Raw genomic sequence first — 10,542 nt, forward strand, 5'->3', positions numbered from 1 at the left:
GATCAGGAGCGTGATCAGGGCCGCGCCCCACAGGGTCAGGAACGCGGTCCGCTGCGCCTCCGCGACGCGATCGTTCAGCGCGTTCCGGGCATCGTCCTGCTTGGTCTCGATGACGGCGAGCTTTTCGCGCAGGGTGTCGAACAGCTGCTTGCCATTGCCTTCGGCCTCGACGCGCGCCGCCTCGGGCCGTCGCGCCGGGTCGGCGGCCATGCGCACGGCCGGCTCGCCGATCTCGGCCTGCCAGGTGCGGGCGGCGGCGACGGCATCGGCCAGCAGGCGCGACGTCTCGGCCTCGCCGCTCGTCAGCGCCCGAAGCCGATCGATGGTCTCATCGAGCGCCGGGCGGCCGGCCCGATAGGGCTCGAGGCTGCTGTCGCGCCCGGTGATGAGGTACCCGCGCAGCCCGGTTTCCTGGTTGAGCATGGCGCCGCGAAAGGCGTCGAGGCCGCGCGCCACGAGAGTCACCTTGCGACGGGCCTCGGTCGCCTCGTTCAGGCGGTCCAGCGTGAACAGGACCGTGCCGCTGCCGAGGACCGACACGAGCGCGATGGCGCCGATCGCGCCGCCGAGGGTGCGGTTGAGGCCAAACGTGTTCGGCATGTTCGAGCGTTCCTGCGCAGACCTGTGGGCGGCGCCCTGCGGTCCCCTTGCCGGCGCAGTCGGCCGAGTCGGCATTCGAATCAAGTGCGTGCGGGGTTCATCGGTCGACGACGCCGATAGGGATCGTGCATCCGCTCATCAAATCCGGCCCGATTCCGGCGTGCCTCTCGAAGCCGGCCGCGCGGCGGATCTCGCCGGCCGCCATGCGCGGATCGCGGCGCCCGGACCAATGCGTGGCGCTGGGGCGGACGCCCCCGAGATGCCGTGGAGACGGTGCCGCCCGGGCGGCGATGGGAAACCCGTCCCGCACCCGAGGGGCATGACGACCGAGCCGCAGGGCGGCGGGACACGACCCGCGATTGGGAACCGGCCTCAACGCAACAGGGGAAGCTCGGCGCCGAGCAGGCAGAGGCCGGCGATGAACAGCCCCGCGCCGATGACCTCCAGTCGCAGGCGATAGGCGGGCATCAGCAGGGACGCCGCGACCAGGCCGGTCCCGGCGACGAGGCAGATCAGGCTTGAGGCCAGCATGGGCGGATGTCCTTCCGCCCACCCCCTACGTCGCGCGATCGAGAAAGTTTTGCCGGCGCGGGCGCGGGCCAGCAGATCGCCGTCCTCTGGCGCCGGCGGCGCAGGAGCCCTAAAGCCGGCGCATGCTGAACGCACCGACGACGCGCCGCCCGCTGGTCCTCGCCGCGGTGATGGCGGCGATGTTCATGATCGCGATCGAGGCGACGATCGTCTCGACGGCGATGCCGCAGATCGCGGGCCAGCTCGGCGACCTCCATCTCTACGCCTGGGTGTTCGCCTCCTTCCTGCTGACGCAGACCGCGACCACCGTGGTGTTCGGCAAGCTGTCCGATCTCTACGGCCGGCGCCCGGTGCTGCTGTTCGGCATCGCGGTGTTCCTCGTCGGCTCGCTGCTGTGCGGCATCGCCTGGTCGATGCCTTCGCTGATCCTGTTCCGGCTCGTGCAGGGCGTCGGGGCCGGCGCGATCCAGCCCGTGAGCATGACCGTGGTCGGCGACCTCTACGCGGCTCGCGAGCGCGGACGGGTCCAGGGCTATCTCGCGAGCGTCTGGGGCGTCTCGTCGGTGGCCGGGCCGCTCGCGGGCGGGCTGATCGTCGGGCATCTGAGCTGGCCGTGGATCTTCTGGATCAACCTGCCGGTCGGCGTCCTCGCGGCCGTCCTGTTCCTGCTGTTCCTGCGCGAGGAGGTGGAGCGCAAGCCGCGCCGGATCGACGTGATCGGGGCGGCCCTCTTCACGGTGGCGATCGCGGCGCTGATGATCGCCCTGACCGAGACGTCGGCCGCGCCGGCCCTCGCCGTCGCCGCCGGCCTGACCTTCCTGGCGGCGATCGCGCTGTTCGTGCTGCAGGAGCGGCGGGCCGCCGACCCCATGCTGGATTTCTCGCTGTGGGGGCAGCGCCCGATCCTCACCGCCAACGCCGCGACGCTGCTCTCGGGCATGGCGATCATCGGGCTCACCGCCTTTCTCCCGATGTACGTGCAGGGCGTGCTCCGGCAATCGCCGCTCGTCGCCGGGTTCACCCTGACCCTCATGGTGCTCGGCTGGCCGATCGGCGCGACGACGGCGGCGCGCAGCTTCGTCCGCTTCGGCCTGCGACCGGTCCTGCTGCTCGGCGCCGCCCTGCTGCCGATCGGCGCGACGGCCTTCGTGGCCTTGGGCCCAGAGACCTCGCCGGTCGTGGCGGTGGCGGGGTCGATCGTGATGGGCCTCGGCATGGGCTTCCTGTCGACGGCGGCGATCGTGATCATCCAGGACAGCGTCGCCTGGGGGCAGCGGGGGGCGGCCACCGCCTCGAACATCTTCGCGCGCAACCTCGGCTCGACGCTCGGCGCCACCGCGCTCGGCGCCGTGCTGAACTATCGCCTGATCCATCCGGACGGCGGGACCGGGGTGGATCCCGACCAGCTGCGCCGCCTGCTCGACGACCCGGCGAGCCTCGGCGCAGCCGGCGAGGCGGCCCGCCTCAGCCTGCAGCACGCCCTGCACGGCACCTTCTGGACGGTCTTCGCCGTCGCGCTGCTGACGCTGTCGGCATCCCTGCTCGTGCCGCGCGTGGCGATCGCGGAGGCGGCACCGGCCGTCGCGGAGTAGCATTCGGCAGCTACGCTCGGTGCTCGGCCGCCTCGCGTCCGGGCATTTTCTTCGTATCCGATCGCCCGTCCTGTGCCGCACGCCAGCATCCTGGTTGCCATGCGAGCCGAGACGCGATCGGAGCGACGGCACGGTCGTCCGAGCCCCCACCCAGCTTGTCGCCGGCACCGGCTCGCGGTAGGCAGGAGCAGGGTTTCCGTCGCCGTCTTGCCGCCCCACGTTGAGCGGCGACGGTACCGATGCCTAAAAGCAAGCTGGGATAACGGCTTGGGCCTGTAGCTCAATGGTTAGAGCCGACCGCTCATAACGGTCTGGTTGCAGGTTCGAGTCCTGCCGGGCCCACCAATCATCGCAGCGACTTAAGCAGGCATTGTTTTATGCCCCGGGGCGGTCGCCCAACGATTTGCCCAACGGAACGCTCTTTTTGCCCCTGTTTTTGAAGGCTCCCGCGGCGCCGGATTGAAAGTCCGGGTGGTGGTGACCGTAGACGTTGATCAACACGTCAGGCGTCATGCCGAGGAAGCCGGACGCCTCCCAGATGCTGACGCCGCGCTGCATCAGCCAAGTCGCCGCGGTGTGCCGGAGGACATGCGGTGAAGCAGCTTCCTCAAGGCCGGCAAGGCGGACCGCCGATGCGAAGGCCGTCTTGACCGACGCAACGGGCTTGCCGTTCCACTCGACCGCGAACTCGGGCATCGTTCCATCGCGGCGCGGCGTCACCGCCCAGCGGCGCAAGTGCGCCACGAGGTGCGATGGCAGCTTCACGACGGGCTGCCTCTTCTTCGTAACGCGATTGCCCTCGGCTCGCCGGTAAAACAGCCCCTTATCGAGATCGACATAGGCCCTGCCCTTACCGCGGTGGAACGAAGCAGCAGCAAGCACTCCGGCAGGTGTGCCGGTATAGAGGCCGAGCAGGATAAACCGCGCGAGGTGCCGAAGTGGGCGCTTGTCGGTCTGAACTGCCTAGCCGAGGTTCGCGCCCCGATGGACGGTTTGCTTCTCGCGGTAGCGCCAGCACACCCAGAGCAGGCCGGCGGCCTCCTCTCTCGTTAGGAAGCGGTCTCTCCCCTCCCCTTTCTCTGGCAACGGGACTTTGACGATCCCACGATGCAAGCCTTCGGTCTGGTGATGCCCGATGGCAGCCCGAAGGTCTTCTAGGTCGCGCCGGGCGCCGCCGGTCCGTTTGCTGCTGGCCCTATGAAAGTGCTCGCCCACGCAGCAGCTATGACGACCGCCGAGGCGCCATCCAATCTGGATATCCGGAACCAACGCCGACAAACGCCGCGACGTGCTGGACCTATTCGGTCACAGCATCACCGATCGCAAGATCACTCGCCGGGCAGGCGTTTCCCCTCAGACCGTTGGCAACACCCAAAAGTCGCGGCCATGACCCCGCGCCAGCATGCTGCCTTCAACCACAGGTTTATGAGCTGGCAGCCGAAAGACCGCCCGCCCTGATGGCCTTAATAGCCGCCGTAGAACCGGCGGGGACCGCCGTACTCGTAGTCGCCACCGCGACGACCATACCCGCCGCCGTAGCCGTATGCTGGCCGCCCCTCATAGTACCCTCGAGGACCACCACCGTAGCCGTATCCACGGTCGTTCGGCCGGCAGCGTCCCCACGGATTTGGATGAAAGCCGGGGCCACATCCGCCAGCCACAAGTTCGATTACCGCATCACTGCGGATCTGACCGGACAAGAAGGGAGCGGCATTCGCCGAGGTCGCCGAACCAAGCCCTGCGGCTATCAAAACGGCAATTCCCAGCACCTTCATGCGCGTCATGACCTGAACCTCGTTAGCGCCCGGCATCGCTCTCATCCAGCCGGCGAGTTCGAAGGCTGCACCTCAGTCGCTGAACCGATGCTGACCCACTGCCAAGCGATCCGTTCAGCCACGGCAACCGAGGTACTCAACGCCATCAACGGCACCGACCTAGCAGCACGGAAGATTAGGACATGATCCCTTGCGAACAGGCCGCCTTTGCCGCTGGCATCCAAGTCGCCCAACAGGCCCTCGCTGCCCTCTTCGACCGTTACGACCGCGCCTACGTCCTATTCTCGGGAGGCAAGGACTCGGCCGCCCTCGCCCACCTCTGCCGGCCCTGGCAGGACCGGACAACGTTGCTGTGGGTGAACGCTGATGCCGCGCCCTTCATGCGCGATCACGTCCTGAGCCATCGCGCCGACTTCGAGGTGGTCGAGCTGCGCCCGGATCGGCCCATGGTCGAGAACTGGCAGGAGTGGGGCGTCCCCGCCGACCTGGTTGCGGTCGAGAACCTTGCTACGGTCGGGTGGCGCGAGCCGAAGGTGCAGCCCTGGTTATCCTGTTGCGGCGTCCACCGCGTGCAGCCGGCCGTCACCTTCATGGAGGGCGTTCGCAGCCCCTGCCCTCTGCTCATCGGTCAACGTACCGCCGATGGGGGCGGCACCGTCGCCGGGCTCGCCAGCGCGTTCCCTGCACATATCGAGGTCGCCATGCCCCTGTGGTCGTGGACCGACGCGGAGGTGTGGGCCTTCGTCGCAGAACAGGGCATCCGCCTGCATCCGCACCACGCCGAGTGCCCGACGAGCATTGAGTGCGTTCGCTGCCCAGCGAACCTCTCGGCCGAGAAGCTGCGCCTGCTCGATCGCCTCTATCCCGAGGATGCCGCCTCCGCTCGCAACGCAGCCCGCTACACACTCGCCGCCGCTGCCGCCAAGGCAACCGAGGCGCTGGCCGTTCTTAACGGTACCGGCCGGGCAGCCAGGGAGATCCGATCATGACCCTGCTCACCATCACTTACCCAACGAGATCAGCACCATGATCCGCCCTCGCTCCACCAGTCACGTCGCCGCCCCGCCAGCTGCGAGCCGCGAGGCAGAGGTGACGTCAACGATAGCCCCGCCCCAGCAGGAGACCATCGCTCCGATCATTGAAGCGCTGATCGCGGTCGTTGCGGCCGTCGAGAGCCAACCCGCGGATGGTCCGGCCTGGAAAGCCTTTCAGTCCGCCATTCGTCGAAAGGGCGAGGAAGCCTCAGAGGCGGGTGGCAGTGACACGATGGAGGCCGTTGCTGCGCGCGGTCGCCGACGCCGCTCCTGACCGTTCTGAGCGTCGCGAAACCATCATCGCTGCGGCATGGGCCGGCCTGCCTGGATGGCGCTCATGATCCCAGCCGACATCGCTGCGAAGCTCGCCAAGATCCTGCCTCGGCTCGCAAGCGAGCATGATGGAGAGGTGGTGGCTGCGGCGCATGCGATGGGACGGACGTTGGCCGCCGCGGGGCTCGACTGGCATGCTCTCGCGAGGATGATCGAGATTGCGCCCGCCCGGTTTGCGCCATCCTCGTTCCCGCAGCGCTCCTCGACCAGCCCTGACCCCGGGAGCGAAGCGCCGAACGCACCATGTCGCCGAACAGGGATGCGTCTCCGGGACACGCAGACGATCGAGCCATGGAGCAGGGTCGCGCGCTATACCTGGATGCTCGATTGGACGATGCCGAAGGCGTTCGGCGGTCGCTTCCTGAGCAAGACAGACCGGGACCGCCTCAAAGGCTTCGAGGGGGATGTCTCCGTCACGAATGCCGACGCTGCCTGGATCGAAGCTGTCGTCATCCAGGCGCATCAGGCGGTCGAGGCGTGGCGCAATCGGGGGAATGCCGCAGCATGACCTCTCACAATCAGACTGCCTACCATCCCAGCCCGAGCCCCCGCGTATCCTCACTTGGCTCGGCTGACCGTAGGTTCTCTATCAATACCACTAAGGCCGCGAGCGCTGCCGCGCGCTGCTCGGCCACCCGGCCGTTTTTTGTGTCGAGAGCTGCTGCAAAGAGGTTGGACGCTGCGACAGCCACTTCGAGCGCCGAGCCGAGTGCTGGCGAGACAACGATGCGGCGTTTCAAGCTCGCGGCCGTGCTGGACGTGGCAGACGCCATCATCCCATGCATGCCAGGTGAGGCCGTTTCGACCGCGCTTACCCACGGTCGCATCACCGTCGCGATCAACGGCTGCAGGCCGGTCTCCTCAAGAATTCCAGCCATTCAACGCCTCTACCTCTCGGCGGTCGCGATCGTGTCTGCGCCCGAGAGCCGGACACTGACACGCCTGAGGCTGCGAGCGCCATGGACGGCTTACCGATGACCCCATGGGAGAGCCTTGCCCCTACCCAGGTCCGGCCAACCGCGCACACAAAAACGGCGGGGCTCTCGCCCCGCCGCTCGAACCTCAAACCGGACCTGGCCTCTCTGCGATCAGAAGCCGACGACAGCGCTCGCCGTACCCACGGCCGTTGCGACGAGACCGCAAGCGAAAGCTCCGATCATCAGGTAGTTGAACAGCTTCATTTGCATGCCTGTGAACCTGTCAGCCGATCAGCAGCGGTTTCCGCCGGCGGTCTGGCCGTACTGCTTCACCGGGAAGTGCTGCTGGTTGGCGTTGCCCTCGGCAGCCGAACTCATCGGGCAAGTTGCCGGGTCACGGTGGAAGCCAGCGTCGTAACCGTTGAACGAACCCGTCGTCTCAACCTCGTAGGGCGAGAACCCGGTGTGGCGGGCGGGCCGATCGTAGGCCATTGCAGACGAGATCGAGGCAACGCCAACAACAAGGGCGGTGGCGATGGCGGCGATACGGGTCTTCATGGTCGTATTCAAACTCCTATGCAGGACAATCCCTGGATCGGGCTTGTTCCCTTCTGCTTGAGACTAAGATGGGGTGCCGATTTCATTCTCGACGTGACGCCGCGCACGCGCCGACGTGGATTAAAATACCTTGGAGCACAGGCATGACCCCGCGCGAGCAAGCCGCCTACAACGCCGGCCTCCGCGCCGCCATCCACGGCGCTCGCACCGCTGCGATCACGATGGAGACCGCACCTGGCGCGACGGACGTGTGCAAGCAGGCTGCTGTCGCTGCCCTCTACGCCTTCGCCGAGAGCGCCGCGGCGCTGGCCCTCACGAAGAAACCCGATCCAACCCACCAGGAACCGTGATGAACGACCTGCACAAGCGCCTCGCCAAGCTGGAGGTGGCGACCACGCCGCCGGCCATCCCTCATCAGACCCACCGGTTTCTGATGGAGGGACCTGCCGGATTGCCGCCTGAGGATGCCGTCGCGTTCCTGCGTTCAAACGGGCACGAGGTGCGGGACGAGGACTTGAACATCATCCGGGTCGTCACCGACGCCGAGAATGGTCAGCCGATCGATCTGCTGTTGCGCGACCGGACGGCGGAGGTCCGTCAGGGATAGCCCCGCGCCTGTATTTCTCCTGTACTATCAGGCGCATGACAGTGGCCGCAGGCATCAGCTTTAGCGTGGATCGAAGGACATGGCGGAGAACATAACGCAGTTCGAGAAGGGACAGAGCGGCAACCCGAACGGGCGGCCCAAGGGCTCCCGCAACCGCACGTCCTTGGCGATGGAGGCCATCCTGGAGGGCGAGGGCGAGGCCCTGACCCGCAAGGCGATCGAGATGGCCTTGGACGGCGACGGGCCGGCACTGCGGCTCTGCATGGATCGGCTGATGCCGGCTCGGAGGGATCGCCCTGTCACGTTCGAGTTGCCCGCGATCAAGAGCACCGCCGACATCCCCAAGGCGACGAGCGCGCTGCTCCACGCGGTCTCCTCCGGCGATCTCACACCATCCGAGGCGGCCGATGTCGGCAAGGCAATCGACGCGCATGTGAAGGCCATCGAGGCGCACGAGTTCGCCGAACGCCTCGCCGCCCTGGAACAGACATCTGGAGGAAAGCGATGACACCACGTGTGATGGACAGGCTGACCCGCCTGGAGGCGGAGGCCGCCCCCCCTTCGGCCGGCAAGCACCTCGTCTTTCAGGTCGAGGCTCCCTCCAGGACGCCGCTCAGCGATATCATCGCCTTCCTGAAGGCTCGCCGCCACGCCATCCACGACGGCGACGACGCCTTCGTCATGAACGTCGGGGCGTCCCGCATGGCCGAGGGCGAGCCGCCGCGGGACCTGTCGCCCGCCATCCTGACGGAGGAGGCGCGTGCGCAGGCTGGGGCAGCCGGCCTGTGGCCGAAGACCTGCGCCGCCTTCACCTTCCAGTTGGACTGGCCGAGGAACGTGCAATGACCCCGAAGCTGATCGAGCGTCTGAACCGCTTGGAAGCCGGACAGGCAGGGCGCGCTGGCCAGGGACTGGCATCCCGCGAGTTGACTCAGGTCTGGCTCCGGGCCGTCGCCATTGCGCTCGGCAGCTATCCTCGGCCGCGCGCGTCAGGCCCGCTGCATCTGGAGGACTCCTACAGCGACGGCTTCGCTCGGGCGCTCGGATATGCCGATCATGACGACATGGAGGCACAGGCTGAAGCGAACCCCGAGGAGTGGAGCCAGCGGATCGAACGGGCAGACGCTGCCCTGTGCACACGGTACGGAGCAGGTGAATGTCTGGACCCCGCCGAGCGCGGGCACATTCTCTCCACCGCTGCCCTCGACGAGTGGGCGACGGCGAAGTCGCAGAACCCTGACTGGCCCGGGGCCGACGACAGCGGCACCCTCGCCCGCGCCCTCACCGCCTACGGCGTTCCGGCCGAGTTTGTGAAGGCGCGGCTTAGTCAGACGGAGTGCAGCAGCGCTTATTCATCGTCCCAGACCATCGTGTCCTGACGGATGGAGGCTACCTCCGTTCCAGTGCCGTCCACATCGATCACAAGGGCGATTTCGGCATCGCGGGTAGCGACTTCCTTCTCAGCAGTCCGTTTGGCAGCGGAGAGATCCTCTAGATCCTTCACTACGCTGACGATGGCGCCTTCCCGGTAGAAGTCGATGCGGTAGGTCATGCTTGACCATGCCATGCGCTCTCGCCGCAGCCAAGGCGGGGGCCGGACCCCGGCCATATTGATTGGCTCGATGTAAGAGATGCTACGCTGGCCATCGGCCTGGAACTGACGGCGGGCGAGTGGCGCGCGCGGCACGTCTCGGAGCAGTGAGGTATTTGCCGACGGTAGGAGCCCAGCTGCCCTATATGGCGCTCATCGCGGTACGAAAGAGCACGATGGCCATTGAAGCAGCATTCCTCACCTACGCGACGAAGCGCATCGCCGACATCAGCCAAGCTGTTGAGATGATGGAGGCCAAGACCCGAAAGGTAAGCGAGGTGCAGCCTGGAGGGCAGGAGGTCGATATGACGGATCAGACCCTGGCTGCGTACAAGGCCGAGCGTGAAGCGCTGCAGGGGATCAAGAACGAGCTTGAGGCGGGAAATACCGTCTAAAGACCGAACTTCGCGCGATCGTTTTTTTGGACACGTCGCAAGAAGGGTCGCCTTGAAGCAAGTGAGCCGTCGCTTAAGCTTTGTACCTTCAGCAGCATAGCTCCTCAGCTCGCCATAGCCCGCATTTCGTGTGCGCTCTCCCGCAGGACGTAACCGCGGCCCCAGATGGTCTCGATGTAGTTCTTGCCCCCGCTGGCGTTGGCAAGCTTCTTCCGAAGCTTGCAGATGAACACGTCGATGATCTTCAGTTCGGGCTCGTCCATGCCGTTGTAGAGTTGGTTGAGGAACATCTCTTTGGTGATCGTCGTCCCCTCCCGCAGGGAGAGGAGTTCCAGCATCTGGTACTCTTTGGTGGTCAGCGGAACCCGCGTTCCAGCAATCTCGACGATCTTCTGATCGAGGTTGATGATCAGGTCATCGATCGTGATTACCGCTTCGGCATGCCCCTGTGACCGGCGGACGATCGCGTGGATGCGGGCCACGAGCTCGTCCTTGTGGAACGGCTTGGTGAGGTAGTCGTCGGCGCCGAAGCCGAGGCCCTTCACCTTGTCCTCGATGCTGGCCATCCCTGAGAGGATCAGGATCGGGGTCTTCACCTTGGCGACCCGG

At 66.5% G+C, this 10,542-nt stretch carries 18 protein-coding genes and 1 tRNA gene; 11 read left to right on the forward strand and 8 right to left on the reverse strand.

Translation table 11 applies throughout. The features are described from left to right. Both MKK70_RS07925 and MKK70_RS07930 read right to left on the reverse strand, forming a co-directional pair. Positions 1–600: CHASE3 domain-containing protein (locus tag MKK70_RS07925; RefSeq protein ID WP_243946722.1), on the reverse strand; the 600-nt coding region annotated here is incomplete at its 3' end. A 372-nt stretch (positions 601–972) separates the two neighbouring features. Then, the gene (locus tag MKK70_RS07930) at positions 973–1,131 is read right to left on the reverse strand and encodes a hypothetical protein (RefSeq protein WP_243932288.1); all 159 of its coding nucleotides are present in this window, start codon (positions 1,129–1,131) and stop codon (positions 973–975) included. 122 nt (positions 1,132–1,253) lie between these two features. Here MKK70_RS07930 and MKK70_RS07935 point away from each other — a divergent pair, with 122 nt between their 5' ends. Beyond that, positions 1,254–2,723, forward strand: coding sequence for an MDR family MFS transporter (locus tag MKK70_RS07935; RefSeq protein ID WP_243946724.1), 1,470 nt, complete (start codon positions 1,254–1,256; stop codon positions 2,721–2,723). A 269-nt stretch (positions 2,724–2,992) separates the two neighbouring features. Beyond that, positions 2,993–3,068, forward strand: a tRNA-Ile gene (locus MKK70_RS07940). A gap of 30 nt (positions 3,069–3,098) precedes the next feature. Here MKK70_RS07940 and MKK70_RS07945 read toward each other — a convergent pair. Next, entirely contained in the window at positions 3,099–3,488 is a 390-nt protein-coding gene (locus MKK70_RS07945; protein WP_243946726.1) for a tyrosine-type recombinase/integrase, read from the reverse strand. 698 nt (positions 3,489–4,186) lie between these two features. Continuing rightward, complete coding sequence (locus tag MKK70_RS31030) at positions 4,187–4,474, reverse strand: GCG_CRPN prefix-to-repeats domain-containing protein (protein WP_243937723.1); 288 nt, start codon at positions 4,472–4,474, stop codon at positions 4,187–4,189. Between MKK70_RS31030 and MKK70_RS07955 the strand changes: the two genes are divergently transcribed. The 3 genes from MKK70_RS07955 (at position 4,355) to MKK70_RS07965 (ending at position 6,373) form a co-directional block, all read left to right on the forward strand. Then, a complete protein-coding gene (locus tag MKK70_RS07955; protein WP_243946740.1) occupies positions 4,355–4,684 on the forward strand; it encodes a hypothetical protein in 330 nt (109 codons plus the stop codon). The two genes, MKK70_RS31030 and MKK70_RS07955, sit on opposite strands and share 120 nt — an antisense overlap. Further along, positions 4,681–5,487: a phosphoadenosine phosphosulfate reductase family protein gene (locus MKK70_RS07960; RefSeq protein ID WP_243946728.1), complete on the forward strand. Its 807-nt coding sequence runs from the start codon at positions 4,681–4,683 to the stop codon at positions 5,485–5,487. The genes MKK70_RS07955 and MKK70_RS07960 overlap by 4 nt, the downstream gene beginning before the upstream one ends. A gap of 382 nt (positions 5,488–5,869) precedes the next feature. Next, positions 5,870–6,373 carry a hypothetical protein gene (locus tag MKK70_RS07965; RefSeq protein ID WP_243937678.1) on the forward strand — a complete coding sequence of 168 codons (504 nt, stop codon included), beginning with the start codon at positions 5,870–5,872 and terminating at the stop codon, positions 6,371–6,373. A 19-nt stretch (positions 6,374–6,392) separates the two neighbouring features. Here the strand turns inward: MKK70_RS07965 and MKK70_RS07970 are convergent, their stop codons facing one another. Further along, positions 6,393–6,743, reverse strand: coding sequence for a hypothetical protein (locus MKK70_RS07970; RefSeq protein ID WP_243937679.1), 351 nt, complete (start codon positions 6,741–6,743; stop codon positions 6,393–6,395). Positions 6,744–7,073: 330 nt separating this feature from the next. After that, complete coding sequence (locus tag MKK70_RS07975) at positions 7,074–7,340, reverse strand: hypothetical protein (protein ID WP_243937680.1); 267 nt, start codon at positions 7,338–7,340, stop codon at positions 7,074–7,076. Between the two features lie 143 nt (positions 7,341–7,483). Between MKK70_RS07975 and MKK70_RS07980 the strand changes: the two genes are divergently transcribed. The 5 genes from MKK70_RS07980 (at position 7,484) to MKK70_RS08000 (ending at position 9,326) form a co-directional block, all read left to right on the forward strand. Next, entirely contained in the window at positions 7,484–7,690 is a 207-nt protein-coding gene (locus MKK70_RS07980) for a hypothetical protein (protein WP_243937681.1), read from the forward strand. Continuing rightward, entirely contained in the window at positions 7,690–7,947 is a 258-nt protein-coding gene (locus tag MKK70_RS07985) for a hypothetical protein (protein WP_243937682.1), read from the forward strand. Before MKK70_RS07980 ends, MKK70_RS07985 begins: the two co-directional genes overlap by 1 nt. A gap of 79 nt (positions 7,948–8,026) precedes the next feature. Further along, positions 8,027–8,455 (forward strand): DUF5681 domain-containing protein, encoded by a 429-nt coding sequence (locus MKK70_RS07990; RefSeq protein ID WP_243946730.1) that lies wholly within the window; start codon positions 8,027–8,029, stop codon positions 8,453–8,455. Then, positions 8,452–8,793 (forward strand): hypothetical protein, encoded by a 342-nt coding sequence (locus MKK70_RS07995; protein ID WP_243946732.1) that lies wholly within the window; start codon positions 8,452–8,454, stop codon positions 8,791–8,793. Before MKK70_RS07990 ends, MKK70_RS07995 begins: the two co-directional genes overlap by 4 nt. Continuing rightward, entirely contained in the window at positions 8,790–9,326 is a 537-nt protein-coding gene (locus MKK70_RS08000) for a hypothetical protein (protein ID WP_243946734.1), read from the forward strand. The genes MKK70_RS07995 and MKK70_RS08000 overlap by 4 nt, the downstream gene beginning before the upstream one ends. Here MKK70_RS08000 and MKK70_RS08005 read toward each other — a convergent pair. Further along, positions 9,296–9,499 carry a hypothetical protein gene (locus tag MKK70_RS08005; RefSeq protein ID WP_243937690.1) on the reverse strand — a complete coding sequence of 68 codons (204 nt, stop codon included), beginning with the start codon at positions 9,497–9,499 and terminating at the stop codon, positions 9,296–9,298. The two genes, MKK70_RS08000 and MKK70_RS08005, sit on opposite strands and share 31 nt — an antisense overlap. Positions 9,500–9,684: 185 nt before the next feature. Here MKK70_RS08005 and MKK70_RS08010 point away from each other — a divergent pair, with 185 nt between their 5' ends. Beyond that, on the forward strand, positions 9,685–9,933 hold the full coding sequence (locus MKK70_RS08010; RefSeq protein WP_243946736.1) for a hypothetical protein: 249 nt from the start codon (positions 9,685–9,687) through the stop codon (positions 9,931–9,933). A gap of 104 nt (positions 9,934–10,037) precedes the next feature. On the opposite strand, the gene MKK70_RS08015 is transcribed toward MKK70_RS08010, so the two are convergent. Next, a partial coding sequence (locus MKK70_RS08015; RefSeq protein WP_243946737.1) for a response regulator transcription factor occupies positions 10,038–10,542 on the reverse strand: 505 nt, incomplete at its 5' end.

This window comes from Methylobacterium sp. E-041 (assembly GCF_022829665.1).
Classification (GTDB): Bacteria; Pseudomonadota; Alphaproteobacteria; order Rhizobiales; family Beijerinckiaceae; genus Methylobacterium.